This is a genomic window from Pseudomonas sp. SJZ077 (assembly GCF_007993905.1).
Lineage (GTDB): Bacteria > Pseudomonadota > Gammaproteobacteria > Pseudomonadales > Pseudomonadaceae > Aquipseudomonas > Aquipseudomonas mandelii.
The window spans coordinates 96,930-123,150 of the sequence record NZ_VIUJ01000015.1 but is presented as its reverse complement, the minus strand read 5'-3'; the positions used below and the strand labels follow the sequence as shown (position 1 = coordinate 123,150).

At 58.4% G+C, this 26,221-nt stretch carries 24 protein-coding genes; 7 read left to right on the top strand and 17 right to left on the bottom strand.

Annotated elements, in window-relative coordinates; all coding sequences use genetic code 11:
- Positions 1-6 precede the first annotated feature (6 nt).
- Positions 7-990 carry an LLM class oxidoreductase gene (locus FBY01_RS21660; protein ID WP_145309532.1) on the top strand — a complete coding sequence of 328 codons (984 nt, stop codon included), beginning with the start codon at positions 7-9 and terminating at the stop codon, positions 988-990.
- Between the two features lie 109 nt (positions 991-1,099).
- On the opposite strand, the gene FBY01_RS21655 is transcribed toward FBY01_RS21660, so the two are convergent.
- Positions 1,100-1,696: a cation:proton antiporter gene (locus FBY01_RS21655; RefSeq protein ID WP_145309385.1), complete on the bottom strand. Its 597-nt coding sequence runs from the start codon at positions 1,694-1,696 to the stop codon at positions 1,100-1,102.
- A gap of 586 nt (positions 1,697-2,282) precedes the next feature.
- Here FBY01_RS21655 and FBY01_RS21650 point away from each other — a divergent pair.
- Both FBY01_RS21650 and FBY01_RS21645 read left to right on the top strand, forming a co-directional pair.
- A complete protein-coding gene (locus FBY01_RS21650) occupies positions 2,283-3,026 on the top strand; it encodes an SPOR domain-containing protein (RefSeq protein WP_145309387.1) in 744 nt (247 codons plus the stop codon).
- A gap of 70 nt (positions 3,027-3,096) precedes the next feature.
- Positions 3,097-3,387: a DUF6388 family protein gene (locus FBY01_RS21645; RefSeq protein WP_010459421.1), complete on the top strand. Its 291-nt coding sequence runs from the start codon at positions 3,097-3,099 to the stop codon at positions 3,385-3,387.
- A gap of 103 nt (positions 3,388-3,490) precedes the next feature.
- On the opposite strand, the gene FBY01_RS21640 is transcribed toward FBY01_RS21645, so the two are convergent.
- Both FBY01_RS21640 and FBY01_RS21635 read right to left on the bottom strand, forming a co-directional pair.
- Positions 3,491-4,345 (bottom strand): AraC family transcriptional regulator, encoded by an 855-nt coding sequence (locus tag FBY01_RS21640; protein WP_010459419.1) that lies wholly within the window; start codon positions 4,343-4,345, stop codon positions 3,491-3,493.
- 188 nt (positions 4,346-4,533) lie between these two features.
- The gene (locus FBY01_RS21635; RefSeq protein WP_145309389.1) at positions 4,534-5,505 is read right to left on the bottom strand and encodes an XdhC family protein; all 972 of its coding nucleotides are present in this window, start codon (positions 5,503-5,505) and stop codon (positions 4,534-4,536) included.
- Positions 5,506-5,595: 90 nt separating this feature from the next.
- On the opposite strand from FBY01_RS21635, the gene FBY01_RS21630 reads away from it, so the two are divergent.
- Positions 5,596-6,381 (top strand): alpha/beta fold hydrolase, encoded by a 786-nt coding sequence (locus FBY01_RS21630; protein ID WP_145309391.1) that lies wholly within the window; start codon positions 5,596-5,598, stop codon positions 6,379-6,381.
- Here the strand turns inward: FBY01_RS21630 and FBY01_RS21625 are convergent.
- The 8 genes from FBY01_RS21625 to FBY01_RS21590 form a co-directional block, all read right to left on the bottom strand.
- Positions 6,374-7,726, bottom strand: a complete 1,353-nt coding sequence (locus FBY01_RS21625) for an MFS transporter (protein ID WP_145309393.1) — start codon at positions 7,724-7,726, stop codon at positions 6,374-6,376. The two genes, FBY01_RS21630 and FBY01_RS21625, sit on opposite strands and share 8 nt — an antisense overlap.
- Before the next feature lie 185 nt (positions 7,727-7,911).
- Positions 7,912-8,715, bottom strand: coding sequence for an enoyl-CoA hydratase/isomerase family protein (locus FBY01_RS21620; protein WP_064596713.1), 804 nt, complete (start codon positions 8,713-8,715; stop codon positions 7,912-7,914).
- Positions 8,716-8,734: 19 nt separating this feature from the next.
- On the bottom strand, positions 8,735-10,273 hold the full coding sequence (locus FBY01_RS21615) for an AMP-binding protein (protein WP_145309395.1): 1,539 nt from the start codon (positions 10,271-10,273) through the stop codon (positions 8,735-8,737).
- Positions 10,273-10,779, bottom strand: a complete 507-nt coding sequence (locus tag FBY01_RS21610) for a (2Fe-2S)-binding protein (protein WP_145309397.1) — start codon at positions 10,777-10,779, stop codon at positions 10,273-10,275. Before FBY01_RS21610 ends, FBY01_RS21615 begins: the two co-directional genes overlap by 1 nt.
- Before the next feature lie 2 nt (positions 10,780-10,781).
- Positions 10,782-11,588: a xanthine dehydrogenase family protein subunit M gene (locus FBY01_RS21605; RefSeq protein WP_084321445.1), complete on the bottom strand. Its 807-nt coding sequence runs from the start codon at positions 11,586-11,588 to the stop codon at positions 10,782-10,784.
- Positions 11,585-14,584: a molybdopterin cofactor-binding domain-containing protein gene (locus tag FBY01_RS21600; RefSeq protein WP_145309399.1), complete on the bottom strand. Its 3,000-nt coding sequence runs from the start codon at positions 14,582-14,584 to the stop codon at positions 11,585-11,587. The genes FBY01_RS21605 and FBY01_RS21600 overlap by 4 nt, the downstream gene beginning before the upstream one ends.
- Before the next feature lie 161 nt (positions 14,585-14,745).
- On the bottom strand, positions 14,746-16,956 hold the full coding sequence (locus FBY01_RS21595) for a bifunctional diguanylate cyclase/phosphodiesterase (protein WP_145309401.1): 2,211 nt from the start codon (positions 16,954-16,956) through the stop codon (positions 14,746-14,748).
- A gap of 155 nt (positions 16,957-17,111) precedes the next feature.
- Positions 17,112-18,080 (bottom strand): oxidoreductase, encoded by a 969-nt coding sequence (locus FBY01_RS21590; RefSeq protein ID WP_145309403.1) that lies wholly within the window; start codon positions 18,078-18,080, stop codon positions 17,112-17,114.
- Positions 18,081-18,106: 26 nt separating this feature from the next.
- Between FBY01_RS21590 and FBY01_RS21585 the strand changes: the two genes are divergently transcribed.
- Entirely contained in the window at positions 18,107-19,087 is a 981-nt protein-coding gene (locus tag FBY01_RS21585; RefSeq protein ID WP_231990924.1) for an AraC family transcriptional regulator, read from the top strand.
- A gap of 80 nt (positions 19,088-19,167) precedes the next feature.
- On the opposite strand, the gene FBY01_RS21580 is transcribed toward FBY01_RS21585, so the two are convergent.
- The 4 genes from FBY01_RS21580 to FBY01_RS21565 form a co-directional block, all read right to left on the bottom strand.
- On the bottom strand, positions 19,168-19,464 hold the full coding sequence (locus FBY01_RS21580) for a hypothetical protein (protein WP_177346275.1): 297 nt from the start codon (positions 19,462-19,464) through the stop codon (positions 19,168-19,170).
- Positions 19,465-19,644: 180 nt separating this feature from the next.
- Positions 19,645-21,297 (bottom strand): malate dehydrogenase (quinone), encoded by a 1,653-nt coding sequence (gene mqo, locus FBY01_RS21575; protein WP_083377015.1) that lies wholly within the window; start codon positions 21,295-21,297, stop codon positions 19,645-19,647.
- Between the two features lie 317 nt (positions 21,298-21,614).
- Complete coding sequence (locus FBY01_RS21570; RefSeq protein WP_145309405.1) at positions 21,615-22,325, bottom strand: GNAT family N-acetyltransferase; 711 nt, start codon at positions 22,323-22,325, stop codon at positions 21,615-21,617.
- A gap of 24 nt (positions 22,326-22,349) precedes the next feature.
- Positions 22,350-22,985, bottom strand: a complete 636-nt coding sequence (locus tag FBY01_RS21565; RefSeq protein WP_145309407.1) for a TetR/AcrR family transcriptional regulator — start codon at positions 22,983-22,985, stop codon at positions 22,350-22,352.
- 162 nt (positions 22,986-23,147) lie between these two features.
- On the opposite strand from FBY01_RS21565, the gene FBY01_RS21560 reads away from it, so the two are divergent.
- Positions 23,148-23,588, top strand: coding sequence for a hotdog fold domain-containing protein (locus FBY01_RS21560; protein ID WP_145309409.1), 441 nt, complete (start codon positions 23,148-23,150; stop codon positions 23,586-23,588).
- 110 nt (positions 23,589-23,698) lie between these two features.
- On the opposite strand, the gene FBY01_RS21555 is transcribed toward FBY01_RS21560, so the two are convergent.
- Positions 23,699-24,826, bottom strand: a complete 1,128-nt coding sequence (locus FBY01_RS21555) for a diguanylate cyclase (RefSeq protein ID WP_145309411.1) — start codon at positions 24,824-24,826, stop codon at positions 23,699-23,701.
- A 297-nt stretch (positions 24,827-25,123) separates the two neighbouring features.
- Here FBY01_RS21555 and FBY01_RS21550 point away from each other — a divergent pair, with 297 nt between their 5' ends.
- Positions 25,124-25,567 carry a hypothetical protein gene (locus FBY01_RS21550; protein WP_042932138.1) on the top strand — a complete coding sequence of 148 codons (444 nt, stop codon included), beginning with the start codon at positions 25,124-25,126 and terminating at the stop codon, positions 25,565-25,567.
- A gap of 19 nt (positions 25,568-25,586) precedes the next feature.
- On the opposite strand, the gene FBY01_RS21545 is transcribed toward FBY01_RS21550, so the two are convergent.
- Positions 25,587-26,156 (bottom strand): YceI family protein, encoded by a 570-nt coding sequence (locus tag FBY01_RS21545; RefSeq protein WP_145309413.1) that lies wholly within the window; start codon positions 26,154-26,156, stop codon positions 25,587-25,589.
- Positions 26,157-26,221: the final 65 nt, after the last annotated feature.

The following is a 26,221-nucleotide window of genomic DNA, read 5'->3' as shown; positions in this document are numbered from 1 at the left end:
ATTAGTATGTATCGGCCGAGCACGATTCCTTATCAGGAGCATCGAGGGTTCAGCCGAACCTTCACTCCGGGTCATTTGAGCCTGGGATTGTTCTTTCCTTTGGAGGCCTTCGATGGGGACACTCCGAGCATGCTCAACCAGGTCGCATTGGCCAAACGAGCCGAGGAGCTGGGCTTTTGCGCGCTCTGGTTTCGCGATGTGCCTCTTCGCGACCCTGGCTTCGGCGATGTCGGCCAAGTCTTCGACCCTTGGGTTTACCTGGGCTATATAGCCGCTCATACGTCAGAGATAACGCTTGGCACCGCATCCATTGCCATCCCTTTACACCATCCACTGCACACGGCCAAGGCGTCAGCCAGCATCGATCAGTTGAGCGCAGGTCGCTTGATTCTGGGGGTAGCTTCCGGCGATCGCCCTGTGGAATTTTCGGCTTTTGGCGTCGATGCCGAAAGGCGCGGAGAAGTCTTTCGAGAACATTACGAGGTGATTCGCCGAGCCCACAGCACCAGCTTCGAACCCATCCGCTGGAGCGGTGGTGAGCTGCGGGGCGCAGACCTCATTCCGAAACCCACAACCCAAGTGATTCCAATGCTCGTAACCGGGCATAGCCGCCAGTCACTGGATTGGATCGCGCGCGAAAGCGTCGGATGGATCAACTATCCACGCGCGCCGAAAATGCAGCGACTGATCGTGGAAGATTGGCGGATGGAGGTCATGAAGCAATGTGGTTCCGTCTATAAGCCCTTCACTCAGTCGCTTTACATCGACCTCGATGAGAACCCGTCCACGCCACCCACTCGCATTCATTTGGGGTTCAAACTTGGACACTACCATCTCCGGTTTTTGCTGGAGTCGCTTGAGGAAATCGGAGTGGACCACGTTATCCTGAATCTCAAATACGGAAAGCGCCCTGCTGCGCAAGTCATTGAGGAGCTGGGCACTCACATCGTTGCGCAATTCGGAGTACAGCCTCGTTCTGAAGCGAACTGAAACCAATACGTTACTGGACGGATTCATCGTCCACTCTGCGACATAAAAAATGGCAGTGATGCCGCAGGCGGTTCAGAGGCCCGCAAGCGAGCCCGCCCGAGGAGTGAAGTCAGAAACCTTCTAGAACGATCTTGCCCCGGGCCTTGCCGCTCTCGACCAGCGCATGGGCACGACGCATGTTGGCCGCATTAATCGCACCGAAGTGCTCGCCCACAGTGGTCTGCAGAACACCTTGGTCAATCAGAGCGCTGACGTGCTGCCCTCTCGGCTCGGTAATGTCACCGCGTTCCGAGAGAACTTGCATAACCAGGGCCGTGGAGGTGAGTACAAAGCCCGCTGCGCAGACAAATGACACCTGCCAAGGGAATCCAAAAGCCATGCCGACAAAAGTGAGCAGAACAGCACAGACCACCACCTGCAGGCTGCCCAGCCCAAAGATCTGCCGACGCAGATCCCATAGGTGCGAGGGTTTCATCTCCAGTCCAATCACAAAAAGAAACATCGCCACACCCAGCTCGGCCACCTCAATGATGGTGTGGGGGTTATTGATCAGTTGCAGTCCGAAGGGGCCAATGATCAGCCCCGCCGCCAGGTAACCGACCACTGAGCCGAGCCCGATGCGTTTGAGCAGCGGCACTGCCACCACGGCGGCGGCAAGCAAAGTGACGACAGCAAATAATTGACCTGCATTGCCTTCAACAGCCATGGCATTGACCCTCATCCCACATCAGGACCGGTAATGCGTCCACGGCCAGGCGTGTCGAGTAGAGCTTTAAAGCTCAGCGCTCAGTCCCGCAATTTTTTCAGGACCAAGCACAATATCTGGAGGGTTCACCAGGAACTCTCCAGGGTAGGAATGACACCTGAAGTGTAGTGCAGCACACCGGCATCGTTTGAAAGGGTGACAAAAAATTCAGTTGCTTCTCCCCGTCCGTACCGTAAAGGGCCGGCTAACAATCCTTTCATTTATACCGAGCGCGCAGGCTTGGCTTGAATCTTTGGCCAGGTACTTTGGCCACGATATTAACCTTAAATATAAGTGTTTTAATTGGCCCTCATCAAATCCATCTGATACGGCTTTTTTTTGATCACCTGAGCCTTTTTCGTCAACCAACAGTCTATAAAGTGCATGCCCGATGTTCTTTAAAACAACAAAAAGCAGCCAACTCGTTTTGGCGCTTGGGCACACTGACGCGCTCAAGAATCTAGACCATCCCAGGATCAAAAATAGAACCTTGTTTTATCAGAACAAACGGGACAAATAACAATTCATTTGATTTGGAGATGGTGTCGTGCGAAAGCTTGGCTTGGGCTTCCTGGTAACTGGCGTTTTTGGGCAACTATCAGCACTACTATGGACCTACACGTCCACAGGACAAACTTGTCAAAATAACGTCGACAATTCACACATCCAGCAAAAAGTGACAAAGTTCGAACAACTATTCGATGACACCGCAAATAAAGTTGCGGCAGAGCTCAGTGCAAAAGATTCCGACGGGCTCGCGCACCTTGCGAAAAACGAATCCCGCATACCCGACTCAACGGAGGCTGAGGCCGTACAGTTTTTGATGGAAAAGCCAGATGAAACTACAGTACTTACGCTGCCTTCATTGCCCACACAGGCACACAAATGGACAATTATTCTAAGCGGTCTGATTGCTTTCACCGGCCTGCTCTTGGCACTCTTCGCTCGTAAAAAAACCATTCATACGCAATGGCATGTCTTTCGTACCATTCCAGGCTCGCTAATCACGCTGGAACGCCCGTGCTTGACATGCGGCGGCTATATTCTCCACCCTAAAAAAGAAGCTTCAACCACGCCTTCATCCGGCGTTTGGGTGGTCGAAATTGCATTGAACACACCCAGTCGCCATCGCGCAGTAAAAGCCATTCAACAGTTGGAGTTGCCGGTAGCGCGTAAAGAAAACAACTTTGTCGTCATCGGCCCGTATAAACAAAAGCAGGACGCGGCTCGCGTCGTGAAAGAGTTGAGTGAAAGTCATGGCGTTCGAGGATGGATGATGGCAGGAAATTGACACAGTCCGATTTATCGCTGGGCCGACCTCGAACAACCAGCTACTTATTGCATTCCACAAGAGAGCATTCATGATCGCAAAAGAACTTAGAGCCGAACTCGCCCTGAAAAAGTTTCTGGACGCCAACTTATGGATCCAACTTGAACTCAGCGAGCTGAACTACAGCCTCGCTGAAAACTGTGGGCTCTCGCCGGAAGAATATCGCCTTAAATTTCTGAAAGAAGCATTTGAAGCAGAAGCCGACGCGCACGGCTGCGATTGCTGGGACTTTATCCTGCAGTGGGTGGCCGAAACCAAGGAAGAACTTGAGTTGATGCGCGAAGAACGCATGAAAGAGATTTATGACTTTCTGGACAATTAATAGATGTTACAACTTACGTAGCCTATAAAAGCCGTCAGCTTCAAGTTGAAAGACTAACTTCATCGGCGGGAGTATTGCCCAATACCCCCGCCCTCCTCTCGGTTCAAACCGTCGCATAACAATCCACTACACGCCGATACTGGCTGGGAGAAGCTCCGATGTGCTGGCGGAAAAACCGTGTGAAATGACCTTGCTCGGAGAACCCGAGGTTCTCCGACAACAGGCCCAACGTTCCACTGCGCTCACGCTCCAGCCAAGTAAAAGCCCGGCGCATGCGCGCGTCGTTCAGCAGCAAGGTCGGGGTCATGCCGGTATCTTTCTTGAACAGCGCAAAGAAGTGCGCCCGAGACAGTCCACAAGCCCGCGCGGCGTTGTCGATCGGGGTCGGATCATCGAGGTGCTCAAGCAACCAGGCGGTGCCACGGCGCACGCGCGCGTCCCGGAACTCACCTGAGTTCGGCGCACCCAGCATCGACAAATGCCGCCAACTGGAAAAGTCCTCGATCAGTTCGATCAGGAAGTCGAACAGCATGAATTCCATGCGTTCTTTCGGCACGATCCCGCAGCCATGCGCTTCGGCGACCAGGATGTCGGCCAAGGTGCGATTACGACTCGACAGCTCGATGCACGACCGGGCAAAAAAGTCCGGCCGACCGCTGAGCGCCAGCGACTGCTGGGCAGTGGCTAGCCAGGCGGGCTCGATGTAGAGCGCAAGGATCAGGGTGGCACCGGCGCCCGGCTGCGGATCGTAGAAATGCGGCTCCCAGGCGTTGACCAGCACCGCCGTGCGATCGCTGAGCGGAACCCGCCGACCGTTGACGTTGAAGTAAGTGTCTTCACCGGACACTTTAACCAGGACATGGCATTCGGAATGGGTGTGGGTGACCAGCGAACGATCCATATTCAGCAAGGCGACCCGTCCAAACCTGCCGTGGAAAACCCGTTGGGCAATCGACATCAGATTCCTCCGCTCGCTAGAAGCGATATTGTTACCGACCACAATGCATATCATCGGGGCGTCTATCTATTTCTCAACCCCGACGGTCACTCAATGGTTCAGCAACACGTGGCTGGCCACTATCGCGCGCGAATGACCGAGCGTCTACCTCGACTTTCGCAGCCCCTACACTCGTCGGAAAAACCGCCTTACAAGGCATGGCGTTCTTTCCCGTGATAAACGCGCAGGATATCGGCCACCACCGCCAGAGCGATTTCCGCCGGGGCCTTGCTGCCCAGATCCAGGCCGATGGGCATGTGCAAACGGGCAATCTGTTCATCCGTCAGACCACCGATGCGTTTGAGCCGCTCGGCGCGCTTGGCCGAGGTTGCCTGAGAACCCATGGCACCGATGTAAAACGCCGGGGTGTGGACCGCTTCCATCAGCGCCAGATCATCGATTCGCGGATCGTGAGTCAGCGCCACCACCGCGGTCGCCGCATGGCAACCTCCGGCGGCAATGAACATTGAGGGCAGCACACGTTGCATCTCCACACCTTCGAGATGTATATGCAGCATCTCTTCCCGGGGATCGCAGGCGATGACTTCGCAGCCGATGGCACGGGCAAAACCGGCGCAGACTTCAGCGACCGGCGAGAGCCCTGCCAGAATCAGTCGTAACGCCGGGCCAACGCTGATACGCACGCTTTCGTCGACGACTTGCACCCGCTCGCTGCCGTGTCCGGTGTCCGGGTCCAGGCGCAAGGCACCGCTGCTCAGCTCGACGTGACGCATCAGACGGCGCTGGCCGAGCAACGCCGCTTGCAGACTCTCCAGGTGGGCGATCCATTCGAGACTGGCAGCGCGGTGCTCGACCAGCACGATCAGCACGCCACCACAGGGCAATCGCAGACGGTGGCGTTGCTCGACGCTGTCGCCATAACTGACGATCTGCGCCGGTTCGCGTAACTCACCGCGCGTCAGGCTTTCGAGAAACTCCTCCTCGACGCAGCCACCCGACAGCGAGCCGACGTGTTCGCCTGTGCCATTGGTCACCAGCATCGCACCCGGCGCACGCGGCGCCGAGCCATAGGTGGACAGCACTGTGCACAGCCACTGGGCCTGCCCTTCGCGAGCCCATTGCAGTGCCTGGTCGATCACCTGAACATCGAGATGACGCATGTTTTCTGTACCTCAAGCAAAGCGTGGTGCTGCATGCAGGGTTACGTTTACGGTAACCTGCGAGCAACCTTGTTCAATCGTTGATTCAACATGTCGCCACAACAATTTCTGCAACTTGGGCCGCTGCGCCTGGAATATCGCCAAATTCCTGCGGCTGACCCATCGCGACCGACGCTTGTGCTGTTGCACGAAGGCCTCGGCAGCGCCGATCAATGGAAAGACTTCCCCCAGCGCCTGGCCCAGGCCAGCGGTTACGGTGTAGTCACTTACAGCCGTCAGGGTTATGGGCAATCGAGCCCGGTAACCCTGCCGCGTCCGCTGAACTACCTGAGCAGCGACGGCCCTCGTGAACTGCGGCAGCTGCTCGATGCCTTGCAACTGCCGCAAGTGGTCTTGCTCGGTCACAGTGACGGCGCATCCATCGTCCTTGCCTATGCCGCTACCGACGATCCACGGGTGTTGGGCAGCATTGCACTGGCGCCTCACGTGATTGTCGAGGCTGAGAGCCTCGACGGCATTCGCCATACCACTAAGGTGTGGCATCAGGGCGAACTGCGCGAGCGCCTGGCACGCCATCACGGGACCAATGTCGATGGCGCTTTTCACGGCTGGAGCGACAGTTGGTTGCACCCGGACTTTTCCCTGGACGATCTCGAAGCGCAGCTGGCTTACATCGAAAAGCCGCTGCTGGTCATTCAGGGTCGCGAAGACCACTACGCCACGCCCGAGCAACTGGTGGTCATCCAGCGACAGGTGCCTGGACCGTGCCGCTGTGTGTTGCTGGATGACTGTCGGCACTTTCCCCAAACCGAAGCGCCCGAGCGGACTTTGCGGCTGATCTGCGAGTTCCTGGAGCACCTCCCCGGCATTATTTGAAATTGCCTTGGGTTTCTGGAATCACCACGCTGCCAATCAGATAGATCACCGACAGACCGGCAGCGAAAATCGCCAACACCATGGGGATCTGCGCCGGGCTGCCGCTGACCAGGGACACAAAGGTCGGCATGGTTCCGCCGAGGGCGAAACCGATGTTCCAGGACAATCCGGTGCCGCTGGCTCGCAGCTCGGTGGCAAAGCGTTCGTTGAGAAAGATCAGAATCGGCGCGATGATCGCCCCACCTATGAAGCCTATGCCCACGCAATACAGCGCAGTACGGGTCAGCGAACCCGATTCGGCGACACCAAGGAACATCATCGGCAGGCTCACCAGGTTGATCACACCCAGCAGCAGGAAAGTCTTCTTGCGACCGATCAGGTCACTCAGGTAACCGAAGGCCAGTGCTCCGACAATGGTTGCCACCGACCCGTACATGAGCAGCTGCGAAGTCTGCGCATGAGGCACTTTGGCGACCACGTTGAGCAATGTCGGCAGATAACCGCAGGCCAGGTAATACGTGGCACCGCCTCCGAACGTAATCAGCAGATTGACCAGCATCACGCCGCGGTACTCGCGACCGAACAGACGCTTGAGCGGCGACACGACAACTACTGCCGGCCCCTTGGTTTTACGCGCTTGTTGCAGTTGCTGCCAGACCGGGGTCTCTTCCAGGTAACGGAACATCACCAGACCGAACAATGTGCTGAGCAGGCCGCAGAAGAACATGAAGCGCCAGCCCCAGACGTCAAATTCCTCCCCGGGAAAGATCTCTGACAACACCAGATAGGTGAATGACGCCAACAGCGCGCCCATGCCGGCACCGGCGCCACCGATCAACCCGGACATCAAGCCGCGATAGCGCGGCGAGATGGATTCGGTGCCGATGGTGTGAGTGGAGGCAACGATGCCGCCCACGAAAATGCCCTGAATCACCCGCAAGACCAAAAACAGTATCGGGGCCAATATGCCGACCTGATGAATGGTCGGCAACGCGCCAAACAGTGCCGTTGAAATACCGACGCCGACCATCGACACCATCAACGCACGCTTGCGGCCGTGTTTGTCGGCATATGCGCCAAAGATCGCCGAGCCCAGGGGACGCACCAGCAAGGCCACGGCGAACGAGGCATAGACTGCGGCCAGCGACAGTGTCGGGGTGTCCGAGGGGAAGAACAGGCGGCCGATGATCGGCGCCACATAGAGCAGAATGAACAGGTCAAACAAATCCAGCGCCCAGCCGAATGTCGAGGCAAATGCCGCGAGCAAGGCCTTGCCCGGTGGAATCTGTGGTGTATCGATAGCGGCGCTGTTAGGTGGTGCAGTTATTGTTGTTGTCGTAGTCATGGTTGCCTCACACAAACGGTGAATCGAAACGTTCTGCATCCCGGTGGGCGGGTTGCGGGGAATCAGCAGGTCAGCGGTGATACCTTGATGTGCCCTTCCAGTTGCATTGAAGGAGCGGCAGGCCCCGCTCCGTAGGGGTGTACGCCGCTACCGACATACTCCCGGGCCTGCTCGCCGGTACGCATTTATTCGCCGATGAACACGGCCGCACGCTTGCTGTGAAACGCTTCGACGCCTTCCTTGAAGTCCTTGGAGCTACGCAGACGGCTGTAGCAGTGACCTTCCATTTCAATCGCGACCGTCAGCGGCGCATCTTCGTTGTCGTTGATCAGTTTTTTCGCCGTGCGCTGAGCCAACGGCGAGAAGCGTCGCAGTTCATCGACCAACGCATCGACGGTGCTTTCCAGTTCGGTATCCGGCACGACCTCGGTTGCGATACCCCAGGCGTAGGCCTGGTCGCCGGTGATGCGTTTGGCGCGCATTACCATGTGTTTGGTGCGGGTGATGCCGATGATTTTCTGCAGGCGCGCAGAGCCACCCGAGCCCGGGATCTGACCGAGGTTCTGCTCAGGCAAGGCGTAGCGAGTGGTTTGCGAAGCAATGCGGAAATCGCAGGCCAGGGACAGTTCGAAACCGACGCCGAAGGTGTAACCCCGGTTGGCCACGATCACCGGTTTTTCGCAACGTGCCGGTGCCGCGACGTTCCAGGCCAGTTTCGAAACGTGCTCTGGCGACGCTTCGAGGAAGCCCTTGATGTCGCCACCGCTGGAGAAGTGTTCGCCCACCGAGCGCAGCACGATGACGCGCACGCCTTTGTGTGCATCGAGGGCTTCGAAGACCTGGCGCAGTTCATCACGCTGCCCCATGGAAATGACGTTCAACGGTGCGCGGTTGAGGATGATGTCGGCGCGCTCGCGGGACACATCGACTTCAACCTGGAAGCCATCGAACTGAGTGTCGAGAAATTGCTGGATCGCTTGCTGTTGCATGAGAGTTTCCTCTGGATGATTAGCTGATGGCCTTCAAGGCCTGTTCCTGGAATTGGGCCAGCAGCACGCGCCGCAGCACCTTGCCGACTGGAGATTTGGGAATCTGATCGATGAACTGGTAACGCCGTGGCCGCTTGAATTTGGCCAGGCCCGAAGCGATGCAATGGGCATCAAGGTCGCCTTCAGAGACGTCGGCGCGCAGCTTGATAAACGCGGCGATGATCTTGCCCCACTGCTCGTCGGGCAGACCGACCACCACCACCTCTTCCACTGCCGGGTGCAGGGAGAGCATGTTTTCGATTTCTGCCGGACTGACGTTTTCGCCGCCGGTGATGATCAAGTCATCGACACGCCCCGTGACGAACAGATCGCCCTCCAGATCGAAGTAGCCGATGTCACCGGTGAAATACCATCCGTCACGCAATGCCTTGGCGGTCGCTTCGGGACGGTTCAGGTAGCCTTCGAACGCCTCGTCACTCGCCAGGTCGGCGATGATCTGGCCCTCCTCCAATGGGTTGACCTGTACGTCCACCGTTTCGGCATCGATCGGCACCACGCGCACGCGCTGGTTCATTGCACTGCGCCCTGACGAACCGGGCTTGAGGTTGGCTTGCTGGTCGATGGTAAAGGTGTAGATCTCCGAGCTGCCGTAATGATTGACGAACAATTGCGGCTGAAATGCCCGCTCGACGCGACGCATCAAACCGTCGCTCATCGGTGCACCGGCAAAGCCGATTTTCTCCACACTGGCGACTCGCTCGCGGGTAAAGGCCGGGTGTTCGATGAGCATGTGGTAGAGCGTCGGCACCAGGTACAGGTTGCTGACCTTTTCCCGCTCGATGGCCTGCAGCGTGGCCTCCACATCGAACTTCGGCACACAGACGAAATGCCCGTCGATCAGCGCCATGGACAGCAACGAACGCACGCCCATGGTGTGGTAAAGCGGCATGACACCCAGCGTGCACTCGCCCTGGCGGTAGAGGTTTTGCGCTACGTGGGCAACCGCCGCGGCGCGTTCACTACGGTGCCGACGCGGCACGCCTTTGGGCTTGCTGGTGGTTCCGGAGGTGTACAGCAGCAGTGAAAAGTCTTCGGCGTCGGCCTGCAAAATGATGCCGGAGGGGGTCTGCGAACACAGTTCCTCGAAACTCAGGTCGGTGTTGGCGGCACGCAGACCGGTGGCGATCCGTGGCAGCCTTGTGGCGGCGCTGCAACCGGCCACGGCGGTCACGGTCGCGTCGTCGTAAGCCACTGCACGGATTTGCGCGTCTTCGATGCAGTAGCCCAGTTCCTCGGCAGTCGAACGCCAGTTCAACGGGGTCATGACGATGCCCGCAAACTGACAGGCCCAATGCAGGGTTGCCATCTGCCAGCGGTTTTGCATCACTACCAGCAGTCGGTCACCGCGTTGCAGCCCAAGGCATTGCAAGCCCCAGGCGGCGCTCTGGATATCGACGAACCAGTCTTCATAGGTTTTCTTCAACGCACCGTCACTGACCGCCACGGCATGCGGTCGGCGTTCAACGGCAGCGAGGAAACTGCGTCCGAGATCGAACATTATTGTTTTACCCCTTTGTTCGTTTGGCGCTGGGCAGCGACTTCAAGCACGGCCTGGACGATGCCGGTGTACCCCGTGCAGCGACATAGATGCCCTGAAAGCATGTCGCGTACCTGGGTCTCGTCCGGGTTGGGTACCCGCTCGAGAAAATCCACGCAGGACATGAGAATGCCCGCAGTGCAAAAGCCGCACTGCAAGGCGTGATGACGGCGAAAGGCTTGTTGCAGGTCGCTCAGAGTGTCGTCGTCAGCCAGCGACTCGACGGTCTCGATACGCCGCTCGTGCCCCTGTACCGCGAGCATCAGGCAGGAACGCATGGCGACTCCGTCCACCAGCACCGTGCAGGCACCGCAGACACCGTGTTCGCATCCGACATGGACACCGGTGGCACCGAGGTCGTGGCGCAGGAAGTCGCAGAGTTGGGTCCGCGGTTCAGCCAGCGCTTCGCGGGAGCGGCCGTTGAGTTCCAGGCGAATCGGAAAGGTTTGGTCGGCAGGTACACGCATGTTCAGACTCCTTCGATCAGCTGGTGACCCAGCTCGCGAATCAGTTGGCGGCGATAGGCAGCGCTGGCGTGCACATCGTCTTGTGCATCGAGCGACCAGGCGGTTTGATTGAGCGCGTCCGGCAGCTCCGCACCACGAGGCAGGCTGCGACGTTGCGGACGGTCGGCGACCCCGCCGATGCCCAGTTCGACCTGATCCGCGCCGATGGCTGCGGCCAGGGAGACAATTGCAAAGTCGCCGTGGCGCATGGCGATCTCGCGGAAGCGATAGGTAATGCCTTCGCGCTTGAGCGGAAAGCGCACCTCGACGACCAGTTCATCCGCACGCTTGTCGGTGGTGAGAATGCCTTGGAAGAAGTCAGCAGCCTTGACAATGCGCTTGCCTTTTTTCGACTCCAGAACGATCTCGCCACCCAGCGTCACCAGGCACAGCGGCAACTCGGCGCTCGGGTCGGCATGAGCCACCGAACCGCAGACTGTGCCGCGATTACGCGTCTGGAAGTGACCGATCCAAGGCATTGCCAGCGCCAATAAAGGCACCTCGTCCATCAGGGTCGAACGCGCCAGCAACTGCGCCTGTCGTACCCCGGCACCTACCGCCAGACAATCCTTGCGCAGTTCGATATAGGCCAGGTCAGCCACATGATTGATATCGATCAGCAACTTGGGCTGAGCCAGGCGCATGTTCAGCACCGCCATCAGCGATTGGCCACCGGCGATGATGCGAGCTTCCTGGCCGTACTCGGCGAGCAACTCAACCACCTGACGACGGTTGTCAGCCCGAACGTAATCGAAAGCAGCCGGTTTCATTGCGCACCTCCCTTGCCAAACAGCGCGCCAAGCGAGGCACGCAATCGCGCCCACCAGCCGGTGGAGATGGCTTGGCCGCTAACCCGTTGTGACAGGCGAGTAAATATTTGTCCGATGATCACTTTCGAGGCCCCTTGCAGCATTCGGCCGCCGACCGCGGCGACTTTGCCGCTGACCGCCACCTGGTATTGGTATTCCAGACGCGTGTGGCCATTTTCCAGTTCGACGAAACGCACCTTGGCCTGGCCCTGGGCCGAGCCCATCGAACTGCTGCCGGATCCGGACAGACGCAACGAATGCGGCGGGTCCAGATCACTCAGGGCAACCTTGGCCTCGAAGCGCGCACGGATCATTCCGACGCCGACAGTGACGTCTGCGCGGTAACGGTTTTCGCCTTCAAGCACGAGGTCGTGGCAACCGGGAATGATCGCTGCCAGCGTCTGCGGGTCGAGCAAGGTATCGAAGACCTGTTGCGGCGAAGCAGGAATCACCACCGAGTCGTTGGCCCGCAGTGCCGGTCCACCGGCAGGTACTGCGTCCAGGTTTTCATCGGGCTCCATACCGGCGGGCCGTGGCGGCTCGTCGATCCCGATCAGCGTGCGTACTTTCGATGGCGTCAGTGGCAGACGGATGTCCGAGCGGCCGAGGGCGTCGGCCACCGCGTTGGCGACGCACACCGGCGTGCTCATATTGTTGCCCTCGCCCACACCCTTGGCGCCCAGTGGGGTGAAGGGCGATGGCGTTTCCATGTGCAGGATCATCGGTTCGATCACTTCCGGTGCGGTCGGCACCAGATAATCAGCGAAGGTCCCGGAGAGGAAGCTGCCGTCCTCGCCATAGGCGAACTCTTCCATCAGCGCCGCGCCGAGGCCTTGGGTGAAGCCACCACGAATCTGGCCATCGACCAGTGCCGGGTTGAGCAGACGGCCGGCGTCATGGCAGGTGACGTAGCGATCGATGTGGATCTCGCCGGTCATGCGGTCGATTTCCAGACCACAGATGTCGAAGACAAAGCCGTAGCACAGCGAGCTATTGACCTGATCCTGGTCGTCCGGTGCCACCAACTGCGGCGGGCTCCAGAAGGCGGTTTCGCGCAGGCCGCCACTTTCACCTTCCGGCAGCAGGCCCGGCGACCAGTGGGTCGCACCCGCAATCCGATGGAAAGGCGCCATCGCCCCGCCATTGACCACAAAAATCTTGCCGCCCGCGAAACGAATATCTTCGGGACTGGCCCGCAATTGCTCGGCGGCAATCGCGGCGAGACGCTCGCGGATCTTCAGCGCCGCCTTGTAAACGGCACCGGCCACAGCACCGGCGAAGCGGCTGGAATAGTTGCCCGAGGCAATCGACCAAGCGTCCTTCTGGGTATCCAGTTCAACGTTGACCACGATGGATTCCAGCGCAACCCCAAGCACTTCGGCGACGACTTGAGCGACGGTGGTTTGATGGCCCTGCCCTTGCGGTGCCGAGGACACATGCACACTGACGTCACCCAACGGGCCGACGTTGATGGTTGCGGTGGCGACAGCGCCGTTTTTCGGACCGGCCTTGCGCCGCTCTTCGGGTGTCATCGCAGTGGTGATGTAGCCCATGTTGGAAATCGACGGTTCGATGACAGCGGCATAACCAATGCCATAGATCCGGCCTTCGGCACGCGCCTGATCACGACGTTTGAGCAACTCGTCGAGACCGCCATCAGCCGCCGCCAAGGCAATGCCAGCCTGGTAGTTGCCGGAATCGAGCAACGCACCGGCAGCCGCGCGATAAGGGAAGGCATCGGCCGGCACCAGGTTGCGGCGGATCACATCCAACGGATCAAGCTTCAACTGCACGGCGATGTGTTGCAGCAACCGTTCAAGGGCGAAATACACCTGTGGGCCACCGAAACCACGGTTCAGGCCGGAAGGCGTTTTGTTGGTCAGCACCACTCGGTTGCGCACTTGCAAATTGCGGATCGCGTAGGCACCCGTCAGGTTGCCGTGCATGCGGTAGAAAGTCGCCGGTTCAGGCGCTCTCAGGTAGGCACCACAATCGTCGATCTGGTCATAACGCAAAGCGGTGATACGGCCATCCGCTTCTACCGCTGCTTCAATTTCGGTCACCCGATTGGTCGCCGAAGAAGCCCCCTGAAGATGTTCCAGACGGTCCTCGACCCACTTCACCGGTGCACCGACCTTGCGTGACGCCAGCCCCATCATCACCACGTAAGGGAAAACCCCTTGCTTGATGCCAAAGCTGCCGCCGGAATCTTTCGGTGTGCGTAAACGCAAGCGGTTACCGGGCACATTCAGTGCCCTGGCCATGACCGTGTGCAACGCATAAGGGCCCTGAAAATTGGCCAGCACGTCATAAATGCCGGTTGCGCGCTCGTACTGAGCCAGCACCACATAGCATTCAATGGGTGTGCAGGAACTGCGCGGAAACTTCACTTTGAGCGAGACCTTGTGCGGCGCCTGCTCGAAGGCCTGCTCCGGCTCGCCATAACGAAAGTGCCGTTCGTTGACCACGTTGCTGCCGACTGCTTCGTGCAGGACCGGCGCCTGTTCGGCAGTGGCCAGTTCCGGGTCGATGATTGGGGGCAGCGGCTCGTATTCAACGCGCACCCCTTCGATGGCGTCTTCGGCCAGATAGCGGCTCTCAGCGATCACCACGGCCACCGGCTCCCCGACGTAACGCACCTTGTCAACGGCGACGCACCAGTGCTCCATCGGCTGACGCACACCCACCGGGAACGGCAGCGCCCAGCGTTTGACGTCTTCGCCGACCAGCACGCCATGCACGCCTTTCATCAGCAGCGCACGGGAAAAGTCCACCGAGGTGATCCGCGCATGAGCGTGGGGTGAACGGATGATCGCCGCGTGCAGCGTTCCCGGAGGGATCGCAGCGTCATCGGCATAGCAGCCGAGGCCGCGCAACAAGGCGGCGTCCTCGACACGGGTCTGACGGGCGCCGATGTGGCCGGTCTGGCTTTCGGTAGCAGGTTGGAAACTAGTCATTTTTTCGCGGCTCTTGTTGTTGTGCAGCGCGATAGCGTTAGAGCCGAGTGTGTGAGAAAGGCGCCGGGAGCGCCTTGCCTGGGGGGAGGGAGTTCTGCGTTGGGGTCTGAAAATTTGCCTTAGCGTCTGATTTTCAGGACTGGGACCGACAGAATGGCCGGTCAGGGATGGGACGCGGGATGGCTCAGGAACGCTTCGATTTCTGCATAGGGCATCGGTTTGGCGAAGTAATACCCCTGAAAAATATCGCAGCGGCTGCCCTTCAGGAAATCCACCTGGGACGCCGTTTCCACGCCTTCGGCGACCACCGTCAGGCTGAGGTGATGGGCCATGGAAATAATGCCTTGGGTGATCGCTGCATCGTGAGGATCGGTAGCGATTTCCTGGATGAACGAGCGGTCAATCTTGATCTTGTCGATGGGCAAACACTTGAGGTAACTGAGGCTGGAAAAACCGGTGCCAAAATCATCGAGCGCAATGCGCACCCCCAACGCCTTGAGCCGGTGCAACGTGTCGATCGCCTGTTCAGCGTTATGCAACAGCAGCGACTCGGTGATCTCCAGCTCCAACTGCTCACCACGCAGACCATGTTTCTCCAGGGTGGCTTGGACACACTGGACGAACTGGCCACGCTGAAAATGCATCGGCGAAATATTCACGGCCATCGAGATGCTCGTGATGCCCTGCTCGCCTAGCTGTCGCAGCTGCGCGCAGGCCGTATCGAGTACCCAAAGGCTCAGCGGGATGATCTGCCCACTGTCCTCTGCCACCGGCACAAACACCGCGGGGGAGATAAAGCCTTTTTCCGGATGCTCCCAGCGCAGCAACGCTTCGATCCCGACCACCCGACCCGTGCGCGCTTCTATCTGCGGTTGATAATGCAGCTTGAGCGACTGGGTTTCGATAGCCTTTTGCAGGTCATTGCGCAGGCTCGCGTGCTCGCAAACGCGCTGATTAAGATCACTGGTGTACCACTGAAAGTTGTTGCGCCCTTGCTGCTTGGCTTTGTACATGGCCATGTCAGCCTGCTGGATCAGCTGCATCGGCTGCTCGATGTGACCATCGCTCAGGGTGATGCCGACACTTGCACTCACGTGCAGGTCAATGCCCTGGATGCAGTAGGGTCTGCCAATGCTGGCCATCAACCGCTCGGCCACCGGTACAACGTCCTCATCACGAAGCAAGTCCGGCAGCAGAACGATAAATTCATCACCGCCCATGCGCACGATGGTATCGCCGGGACGAATCTGCTGGGTCATACGCTGCGCCACCTCAATCAGCACCTGATCGCCGAAGTAGTGTCCGATCGAATCGTTGATGGATTTGAATCCATCCAGATCAATGCACATCACCGCCAGACGACGCTTGCGCCGACGACTGATGTGACAATCCAGAACAAGCCGTTCTTCAAGCGAAACACGGTTGAGCAAGCCGGTCAGCCGGTCATGGCTGGCGTTGAAGCTCAACTGGCGCTCGTAATGCTTCTGCTCGCTGATGTCCCGGGCAATGCCGAATACCCCGACGATTTCTCCGTTGACCATGATCGGCAGGTTAGAGATGTCCATGGTCAGCAGATTGTCACTCTCGTCGAGAACCCGTGCCTCGAAGCGCTGAGGTTCTCCGGCGCGGGCTGCGGAAAAATGCTGACTGACCCGCTCCAGGTCCTCTTCGAGTACCAGATGGGAAAAGTGATGACCAATGAAATCGGTTGCGGTGTACGGTTTCAGCTTCAGGCCTGCTGCGTTCACACTTTGGATATTGCCGAACAGATCGAGGGAGAACACGGGGTGGGGGTTGTAGGTGAACAATGAACGAAAACGTTGTTCGCTTTCCTCCAGTCGTTGGCCATCACGCTCATGACGAATCGCAATGACTGCCAGTTGGGCCGCGCGGTCCAGTCGTTGAATCTGCGCCTCGTCCGGCGCATGGACGCGGTTCTGGTACAGGGCAAATGTACCCAACACGCGTCCCTGATGGGAGAGCAAAGGCACCGACCAGCAGGAACGCAGGTTATGCCCCAGCGCCAGGCTGCGGAAACGCTCCCAGTTGGGGTCCCGGGCGATGTCTTCGGTGACTACAAGCTCGCGCCGGAACGCAGCGGTGCCGCAGGTTCCTTCCTGTGGACCAATGGCCATTCCATGAATCGCGTCACTGTATTCGACCGGAAGGCTGGGCGCCGCGCCGCTCAGCAAGCGTTTGCCCTCGGCATCAGTGAGCAGTATCGAACAGAAGGTTTCGGGGGCCTGTGCGTCGTGCATCTGGCAGATGGCGCAGAGTATGTCGCCCAGATGATGATCGGTCGCGATCATACCGAGAATGTCACGTTGCGATTCGGGGAGTGTCTTGCTGCGAAAACCAGGACGAGTATTCATGGTGGTTCCTGAAGACTCTCGAGGTCGTCCGGTCTTCAGAGAGCCAGAAATAGTAGGCGGCCGATCACTGTCCACTAGTGCGTCGGACGCGCACTCTATAGAGCACCGACGCACTAAAAAAAGACTCAGATCCAACATAAAAAACAGTATCAGATTTATGAAACTGTCATCTCTGTCCATTGCTCCGATGCGGCCCAAAGACGCTCGGCATACTCAAGATCGACTGCCCATCTGGCCACGCCCTTGCGTCCCGTCTCCGATTCGTTGATAGAGGCGATATTGCAATCTTCGCAGTAAACACCGCCCAAGGTTGCAAGCGTGGCGCTGGTCGCACACCACAGGCCGGTTGCAGCGCCCTGCTCCAGTGTCTTGAGTCCGATCTCCGGGTTCAGGCGCTGCCGACCGTGCTCATCCAGCACGTCGAATGCGGCTATTTCGGCGCTGCTCAGATGGCGTCCGAGGCTGGTCAGGACTTGCCCCGGGTGCAGCGAGAATGCCCGCACGCCGCGATGACGTCCGAGTTTGTCGAGCGCCAACGCAAACAGTGCGTTGGCGGTTTTCGACTGACCGTACGCCACCCACTTGTCGTATGGCCGGCGCAAAAAATCGATGTCGTCAAAATCCACCCCGGCGATCTGATGCCCTCGTGACGAGACCGAAACCACGCGCGCCGCACCCGCGGCAATCAGCGCCGGCCACAACCCGCAAGTCAGGCGGTAATGACCGAGATGGTTCGTAGCGAACTGACTTTCGTGCCCATCGCCGTCTCGCGTCAGTGGCGAGGCCATGACCCCGGCGCAGTTGATCAGCAGCGAGATCGGACGGCCACTGTTGAGCATGCGTCGGCTGAAGGCTTCAACCGATGCGGGTTGCATCAAGTCCATCTCCAGTACTTCGACCCGCTTGACCTCTGCCAGGGCAGCCAGGGCCCGGACCGGATCTCGGGCGGGAACGATAACGTGCGCGCCGGCGGCAGCCAGGCTCTTCGTGGTGACCAGTCCGATTCCCGAATAACCGCCGGTGACGATCGCAATTTTGCCGGTCAGGTCAACACCTGCCATGACCTCGGCGGCGGTACTGGCGGCATTGAAGTCGGAGTGAATAGGGTTTTGAAGCGTCGGCATGAGAAATCTCCCTCGCAGGTATCGAAGTGCTCGATTCTTCACTAAGCTCGCTGGACGAAACAGCTCAAGAAACCCGGTTTTCTATCGTGATCATCCAAAATTCAGTTTCTGATCCATTGTCCGAAGTCCTGGCGCTGTCAGGACTGCGTGCCGCCTGCTCCGTGCGATTGCAGGCAGGCGGCACTTGGGCATTACAGTTCCGGCCCATCGAATTGAAATTCAATGTCGTGCGACGAGGCGAGTGCTGGTTGCGCATGGACGGCATGGCGCCTTGTCATCTGAGGGCTGGCGACTGTTTTGTCGTTGCTCGTACGCCGTTCGTTCTGGCCAGCGGGCCGGATGTGGAGGCGATAAATGCCTCCGATGTGTTTTCCCATGCGGGGGCGTCGGCAATGTTTGGCGTGGGTGACGATGTCGAGTTGCTGGGCGGCAGCGTTTCACTTGTCGGTCCTGCGGCGATGGAGTTGCTCGATGCATTGCCGCCTGCACTCATCATCCGCGCCGGGTCCGGAGGCGCATCGTCGTTTGGCTGGCTACTGGATGAACTGGATCGTGAGTGGCAATCGAATCAAGCTGGCGCGCATGCAATGTGCAACGATCTGCTGCGGCTGATCTTCATTCACGTGCTTCGCCATCGCATCACCGCCGCCGACGCTACTGATTTGAATTGGCTGGGAGGACTTCGAGATCCGGTCATCGCCAAGGTGTTGCGTGCCATTCATGGCGCACCCGAAAAATCTTTGAGGCTGGCTGAAATGGCGGATATGGCTTGCATGTCCCGCTCTGGTTTTACTGCATTATTCAAGACGCGCGTGGGGCAGTCGCCCGGCGAATATGTCACGCGATGGCGCATGCAAGTGGCGGCGTCGAGGTTGCGCGATGGCACGGACAACGTCGCTACCGTTGCCGCTTCGCTGGGTTATTTGTCGGACGCTGCCTTTGGAGTCGCGTTCCGCCGTGTTCACGGAAAATCGCCCGGACAATATCGACGCGAAGCACTGCGATAACCGGGTATTGAGGTGGGCCAGGCTTGCTCGCAATACGGCCTGAGGAAGCTAGGGCGTAACGCCCTAGCAGATCGCAGAGGTCACTTATTCTTTTTCGCCGGCTTTTCTGCCTTGTCTGATTTCTTAGCCTTGTCTGGCTTGCTATCAGCTTTTTTTGCAGATTTCTTCGGTTCGGCATCTTTTTTCTTGTCTTTCTTTTCGGAAGATTTCGAAAGAGCCGAGGCCGCAGCTGATTTCTTTGCCTTCGATGACTTTTTGTCTTTCAAATCCTTGCTGGCGTTCGAAGCATCACCTTTGCTTTTCTTCTCGTCTTTAGCCACGTTGACCACCTCTCGGAAAATGCCGGTATTGGCACATTGCCTGTGCGATTCGTCCACAAGCTAATCATTAGGCGAGCGCGTCCAAAGGCGGTTCAAAATTATTGATGCGTTGAGACAGGCTTTGGATGAAGCACCGAGATGTGAGCCCCGATGAATCTACCCCCTCGAAAACCACTCCCCACAAAAAAGCCCACTGACCGTCTCCGGTCAGTGGGCTTTCTCTGATTACGCTTCTACTTACAAAGCCATATCACTGGCAGCATTAGCCTTCGGCGCTTTCGCCTTATCAGCATCAGCCGGAGCAGCAGCCGGAGCCGCTACCTGACCAATCGCTGGCGGCGGAGTCAGTTGCAGTACCTTGGCGGTGTAAGCCCACTCCTGCGCAACCTTCTCAGGGCTGCCGTTCAGCTGAGTGCCATAGCTCGGCACGATCTGATGCAGCTTTTCCTGCCAGGCAGGCGAAGCCACCTTGTCCTTGAACACTTTCTGCAGCACGGTCAGCATGATCGGTGCAGCCGTCGAGGCGCCCGGCGATGCGCCCAGCAGGCCGGCAATGGTGCCGTCTTGCGATGCAACGATCTCGGTGCCCAGCTTCAGCACGCCACCCGCTGCTTCATCACGCTTGATGATTTGCACGCGTTGGCCGGCTTGCCACAGGCGCCAGTCTTCGGCTTTGGCGTTCGGGAAGTATTCTTTCAGGGCGTTGAGGCGGTCTTCGTCAGACAGCATCAGTTGGCCGGCGAGGTACTCGACCAGCGGGTATTCCTTGATGCCGACTTTGGTCATTGGCCACACGTTGTGCGTGGTGGTGGTGGTCAGCAGGTCCAGGTACGAGCCTTCCTTCAGGAACTTGGTGCTGAAGGTCGCGAATGGGCCAAACAGAATGACGCGCTTGCCGTCCAGGACACGGGTGTCCAGGTGCGGAACCGACATTGGCGGTGCGCCAACGGAGGCTTTGCCGTAGGCCTTGGCCAGGTGTTGTTCGGCGAGGGTCGGGTTTTCGGTGACGAGGAACGAGCCGCCTACCGGGAAGCCTGCGTATTCCTTGGCTTCAGGAATACCGGACTTCTGCAGCAGGTGCAGTGCACCGCCGCCCGCGCCGATGAACACGAACTTGGCGTCGGTTTCGGACTGGGTGCCGTCTTTCAGGTTTTTGTAGCTGACGCGCCAGGTGCCGTCGTCGTTCTTGGTGATGTCTTGCACTTCGCTAGACAGTTTCAAGTCGAACTTCGGTGTAGTTTGCAGGTGCGCGACGAACTGGCGGGTGATTTCGCCAAAGTTGACGTCGGTGCCGATCGGGCTCCAGGTGGCCGCGATTTTCTGGTTCGGGTCGCGCCCTTCCATCATCAGCGGAACCCACTTCTTGATCACAGCCGGGTCTTCGGAGTACTGCATGCCGGCGAACAGCGGGCTCGCTTGCAGTGCTTCGTAGCGCTTCTTCAGGAACTTGATGTTGTCATCGCCCCACACAAAGCTCATGTGCGGCGTGGAGTTGATGAACGAACGCGGGTTTTTCAGCACGCCTTGCTGAACCTGCCAGGCCCAGAACTGACGGGAGATCTGGAACGCTTCGTTGATTTCAACGGCTTTCGGGATCTGTACGTTGCCCTTGTCGTCTTCCGGGGTGTAGTTCAACTCGGCCAAGGCGGAGTGACCGGTACCGGCGTTGTTCCAGCCGTTGGAGCTCTCCAGGGCGACGCCGTCGAGGCGCTCGATCATTTCCATCGAAGTGCCAGGTTCCAGCTCGTTGAGCCAGACACCCAGGGTCGCGCTCATGATGCCGCCGCCGATCAGCAGTACATCGACTTTCTTTGCCTCTGCCGCGTGAACGGACGTGATCCCCATCGACAAAGCCAGCCCCAGCAGGGCCGTGTTCATTTTCTTAAACATCTGTAGCACCTATGATAAAACGCCATCCGCCCTTCCATTCCCGCTCACGGCCCCTTGGTTCACGACATTCAGGCAGGACGTCGTGGGTGCTCGTACACAAGAATCGAAGGGTGGGCACACAAGGCCGACTGTCTGCATCGACCTCAATTTATATGTCCCTACTGAACTGACTTTTTATCATTATTGGCTTCAGCTACTTGAGCGACATTGATCCTGTCGGCACGTCTCAAGGACGGGCCAACTGAATAGGTCAAACCAAGTTGGCGCGCAGAATATCATGGCAGGACGACCACGCGCTCCCAAAAGGACTTATGAGTCTAGTCCAGACGGGGCTCGTTCGCCGCGTCCCGGCCCAAACGATTCAGCACAAACACCTTGGCGTTGTGGGTCATTTGGTCCAGATGCCGGTCGCGTTGCTTTTCGGCATCGACCATCGCGCGCTTTCCGTGTTTTTGCAGCAAGTAGTTATGTATCTGCCGAACCTCTAGAGAACTGTAGATAAATGTGACATCCAACAGTCCCATCAAGCCTTCGCTGCTGTGGTCGCGGGTGTTCATCAGCACCTGCGTGCCGCGCACGCCCAGCACCTGAAAACCCATCGACTCGAACCACGGCACCTTGGCCACGGTGCAGGTCAGTTCAGCGTGGGGGTAGCGGCTGATCATGTCTTGCAGCATGGCCCGTGCGACGCCTCGGCGGCGATGACCCGAGTCAACGGCCATGTAGGCCACCCCGCAGGCTTCGGGATCGTCCTTGACCGGCAGGTACAGCAGAAAGCCGATGACCTTTTCAGGGTCTTCATCGTCGGTGGCGACGATCAACTCGACCGCAATGCCCTTGGACCCGCCGAGGGCTTCCAGGTACAGATGCACTTCGTAACCGACCGCGTACTGATACACGTTGTACAGCGGGTTGCTCGGCACGATGCCGACCATGCTGATGTCGGTCAGGTTGTCGACGACCATCTGCAGGATCTGGCTGTTGATGTGCTCCGGGCACGGGGCGTCGAAGTGGGTGAGTTCGGGCATTGAAATTCTGACTCCGGGATCGCTTTACTGGGTTTCGGCGGGGCTATTGTCACAGATTGATCGCCACGCCGCTTCTGCCAGCAATTCCCGGTAGGCCTTCGGACTGGCGACCACCCTCCCCGACAACCAGGCCCGGCAGTAACTGTCCGCCTGGCCGATGATCAGCGACGGCAGCAATTCGGCCGGAAACGCGCGCAATTCATCGCGTCGGCCGGGCTCTGCCAGCCATTGGCCGAGTGTCTGGTTACGGATTTTGTTGCGAGTGGCCAGTTCTTCCTTGAACGGCCCTTTGGTGACGGCAAATCGCGCGTGGTACTGGAAACGTGCCCAGTCGGGTTGGCTGTCGACCCAATCGACGTAGCTGTGGACCAGCGCGTGCACGCCCTCTTCGGTCGTCTGTGCCTCGGCGAGGTAGCTGTCGCGAAGCAGTGCCTGATCGTCCAGCGCCGTAAAAAACAGCGCGGCCACCAGGCCTTCCTTGTTGCCGAAATGATGGTAGATCGCGCCAACGCTGGTATCGCATTGGGCGCGGATCATTTCGATGGTCGTGGCTTCGAGCCCTTGTTCGTTGAACAGGGCCAAGGCTTTTCTGAAGATGTCGCGCTTGAGTTCGGCTCTTCTGCCGGGGTAGCTGCGCTCGAGTAGATCTGCGGTTTCCATGCGGGATACAGGCCAGAAAATTCATGACAAGGCAGGCGGCTGCCGGTGAGAAAGCTGCGCTAGGTTGACAGATTTAATCGCAACAGAATACTGTTCCGTCACAGAACATTATTCTGTTACGGAACATAATTCTGTAAAACCATCCCTCAGCGAGGCTTCAAAATGAGTCAGTTTCTCAGCATGTTCAACAGCGCCGGCCCGGAAGCATTCAGCAAAATGGCCTGCCAGGTGGCGCCCTACTTCAGCACCATCAAGCCGCTGATCTCGGCGTTGCGCCCCGGTCATGCCACAGTGCAGGTGCCGTTCAATAAGGAGATCACCAACCACTTGGGCTCGGTTCATGCGATTGCGATGTGCAACGCCGCCGAACTGGCGGCAGGGACGATGACCGACGTGTCCATTCCCGCCGGTGCGCGCTGGATTCCGAAAGGGATGACGGTCGAGTATCTGGCCAAGGCCAAGAGCGATGTGACGGCGGTGGCCGATGGCGAGGCGGTGGATTGGCAAACGGAGGGCGACAAGATCGTGCCGGTGGATATTCATGATGCCGAAGGCAAGAAGGTGTTCACGGCGCGCATCACCATGAATGTGAAGCTCGCTTAAACGCCCACGCCCGCAACCTGTAGCAGCCAGCGTCCGGCTGCTACAACAATTGCGCAACCCGCCAATCGCGTGAATGCTTTCAAGCAGGGCCGAAAAACCTTTCTACCTCCCTACTCCGAAACAGCTACCTGATTACGCCCACGCGCCTTGGCTCGATACAGCGCTTTATCCGCGTTATTCAGCAAACTTTGAAAATCGTTATCGCCGATGTCCATCGCTGCCACACCGAGGCTGGCCGATATACGGTGAACCGGTCCGGTCATCAATCCACCGATCGACTGGATAAGTTGCTCGGCGATGTTAAGGGCGACTTCAATGGAAGTATCCGGGAGCAGGATCGCGAACTCTTCACCGCCGAGCCTGCCGAAGACATCCGTGTCGCGGAAGGACCGGTTGATGATCACGCCCATTTGCCGCAACACCTGATCTCCGACCTGATGACCGTAGGTGTCATTGATGTGCTTGAAGTGATCCATATCCAGCATCACCGCGCACAACGGTAACCGGTTGTGTTGGCAGTCATGGAACAGTTGCTGGGCATGCTCGAAAAAAGCGCGGCGATTTTTCAGGCCGGTGAGTTCATCGGTCTGTGCGGCGTAAGTGGCAATGCGATGGGCGCGTTCCATTTCGCGGGTTAGCAGGAAGGCGGTTTCCAGGGCTTCAGCCAGTTTGCGTGTCGCGCTGGCCACGAATGAGGCGAACACAATCACGGCCAGCGCCATGCCGACCTGAATCGCTAACGATTGAAACAGCAGCCAGAGCGTACACGGCAACAACACAAGGCCAATGGACGCCAGCGTCATGTATCGATACGCCGAATAACACGACACCGCGCTGACCGACATGCCGACGGCAAAAAGCATGACCAGTGCCTGGGCCAACAGGTCGTTTGCCGGCATGACCGCAAATGCACCCGCCCCCCATATCCCGGCGGACAACACCAGCGTGAACCCGTATTTCTTCTCCCAGCGTTGCGGGGTGCGCTCACTGTCCGGGCAGCGAAACCAGGCCACGAACATCAGGAGGCGCAGCAACGACGACGCTGTCAGCAGCCCTATCCAGGTGAAAATGACGGAGTGATCAAAACGCTCCCAGCACAGCCCGCACAGCATGATCGCGGCCAGAAAACTGCCGAAAATCGCAGGGAATGACTGGTGGAAAAGCTGATGCAATCGATCACTGCGCACCTGCGCTGCGATGAAAGCATCCTGGTCGTGCCGAAATCCTGGGCCACCCATTTGATCCGCCTGATCATGATGCTGCGACAAAAAAAACGATTGTGGCATCCTGCCACCTAGGCAAACAAACAATTACGACTCGTGGGTACCCGCACATTCACGGTAATGCGCCCTTAAAGCCTCTGTGACAATCGTCAGAAAAGTAATAGCACAAAGTGAGCTATCCCTAGGCATCGAGCCAAATGACATTGCGCCGGCAACGTACAACGCGTTCGTCCTGCTACGCTTTTGAAGCCTCCCATGGAATCGGGCGATAGTGACTCATACGGATCCACTTGACTGTTGAGGTTGCGCAATGTGAGAGCCCAACTTATCAGCGCCGTCATTACCCTGACCATGATCGGAGTGACGACGTATGGGTTTATAGAATGGAACACTGGCGAACGCGCGCGCCGGGATGCAGTGTGCAAGGCAGCTCGACAGCACAAGGAAGAGGTGGAAATTCGAGCACGAGCGATGGCTGCCGGGCTGTCTGTCGATGCTTACGCCGAAGCCGAGAAAGCCGAAGTCGGCAAATTGGTCAGCTCCCTGGATACCGCGAAGAATGATGCCGAGGTTGAAGCCGTCATAGACGCACACGCTGCCGAGTTGCAGGCGCAGGACGCCGCCACCGACGCAGAGCTGAAAAACCAGGGGAGCCAGCAATTTCTCGAACAGAAGTTCAAGGAACAGCGGATCACCACGGACATCAAGCAGGAAATTGAACGGGCCGAGAAAGCGGTGGCGGATGCTTGCCGTTAGACCCCACTGACCGCTACCACTACCGCTGCGGCGCAACCATCCGAAACCGGATAATGATGTCGTCGGAAACAACCGTGTCGCCCCATTCACCCTCGCCGACCTTGAAGTCGCTACGCTTGAGCGTTAGCTGGCCATCGAAGATCCCGATGTCCTCCTCCTCTTTCAGGAGGACCGGAACAGTCACCTCACGGGTGACGCCCCTGAGCGTCAGTTTGCCGGTGATCGAATAGCGGTGGTCACCCAGCGCGTTCACGGTGGTCGATTCAAACGTCGCCTCGGGATACTTCTGCGTGTCGAACCAGGCGGGCCTTTGCAGTTCGGTGTTGGCGTCTTCGCTACCGGCATCGATGCTGCCGAGCTGGATGGTCAGCGCGGCACGGCCCTCCTCGGGGTTGTCCGTGTCGAAGTCGAGCGTGGCCTTGAACGTGTCAAACGTGCCGTACACCCGCGAGCTGAACTGGTTGTACGTAAAGGAGATCGTGCTGGCGGTTTCATTCACTTGCGTGTATTCGGCCGCTTCGGCACCTGGAGAAAAGCCGAAGGCAAGCGCAGCAGCCAGTACGGAAAACGACGGGAATCGAGAGTTCATGGGGCGCTCCAGTCGTGGCACACGCTGGCCAGACAGGTGGACTAAAGCAAAGAACCACCGTTTAT

Excerpts from the sequence above, each read along its gene's own strand:
- FBY01_RS21660 (WP_145309532.1), top strand. The coding sequence starts at position 7 with ATGTATCGGCCGAGCACGATTCCTTATCAGGAGCATCGAGGGTTCAGC.
- FBY01_RS21655 (WP_145309385.1), bottom strand. The coding sequence starts at position 1,696 with ATGGCTGTTGAAGGCAATGCAGGTCAATTATTTGCTGTCGTCACTTTG.
- FBY01_RS21645 (WP_010459421.1), top strand. The coding sequence starts at position 3,097 with ATGATCGCAAAAGAACTTAGAGCCGAACTCGCCCTGAAAAAGTTTCTG.
- FBY01_RS21640 (WP_010459419.1), bottom strand. The coding sequence starts at position 4,345 with ATGTCGATTGCCCAACGGGTTTTCCACGGCAGGTTTGGACGGGTCGCC.
- FBY01_RS21635 (WP_145309389.1), bottom strand. The coding sequence starts at position 5,505 with ATGCGTCATCTCGATGTTCAGGTGATCGACCAGGCACTGCAATGGGCT.
- FBY01_RS21630 (WP_145309391.1), top strand. The coding sequence starts at position 5,596 with ATGTCGCCACAACAATTTCTGCAACTTGGGCCGCTGCGCCTGGAATAT.
- FBY01_RS21625 (WP_145309393.1), bottom strand. The coding sequence starts at position 7,726 with ATGACTACGACAACAACAATAACTGCACCACCTAACAGCGCCGCTATC.
- FBY01_RS21620 (WP_064596713.1), bottom strand. The coding sequence starts at position 8,715 with ATGCAACAGCAAGCGATCCAGCAATTTCTCGACACTCAGTTCGATGGC.
- FBY01_RS21615 (WP_145309395.1), bottom strand. The coding sequence starts at position 10,273 with ATGTTCGATCTCGGACGCAGTTTCCTCGCTGCCGTTGAACGCCGACCG.
- FBY01_RS21610 (WP_145309397.1), bottom strand. The coding sequence starts at position 10,779 with ATGCGTGTACCTGCCGACCAAACCTTTCCGATTCGCCTGGAACTCAAC.
- FBY01_RS21605 (WP_084321445.1), bottom strand. The coding sequence starts at position 11,588 with ATGAAACCGGCTGCTTTCGATTACGTTCGGGCTGACAACCGTCGTCAG.
- FBY01_RS21600 (WP_145309399.1), bottom strand. The coding sequence starts at position 14,584 with ATGACTAGTTTCCAACCTGCTACCGAAAGCCAGACCGGCCACATCGGC.
- FBY01_RS21595 (WP_145309401.1), bottom strand. The coding sequence starts at position 16,956 with ATGAATACTCGTCCTGGTTTTCGCAGCAAGACACTCCCCGAATCGCAA.
- FBY01_RS21590 (WP_145309403.1), bottom strand. The coding sequence starts at position 18,080 with ATGCCGACGCTTCAAAACCCTATTCACTCCGACTTCAATGCCGCCAGT.
- mqo (WP_083377015.1), bottom strand. The coding sequence starts at position 21,297 with ATGTTTAAGAAAATGAACACGGCCCTGCTGGGGCTGGCTTTGTCGATG.
- FBY01_RS21570 (WP_145309405.1), bottom strand. The coding sequence starts at position 22,325 with ATGCCCGAACTCACCCACTTCGACGCCCCGTGCCCGGAGCACATCAAC.
- FBY01_RS21565 (WP_145309407.1), bottom strand. The coding sequence starts at position 22,985 with ATGGAAACCGCAGATCTACTCGAGCGCAGCTACCCCGGCAGAAGAGCC.
- FBY01_RS21560 (WP_145309409.1), top strand. The coding sequence starts at position 23,148 with ATGAGTCAGTTTCTCAGCATGTTCAACAGCGCCGGCCCGGAAGCATTC.
- FBY01_RS21555 (WP_145309411.1), bottom strand. The coding sequence starts at position 24,826 with ATGGGTGGCCCAGGATTTCGGCACGACCAGGATGCTTTCATCGCAGCG.
- FBY01_RS21545 (WP_145309413.1), bottom strand. The coding sequence starts at position 26,156 with ATGAACTCTCGATTCCCGTCGTTTTCCGTACTGGCTGCTGCGCTTGCC.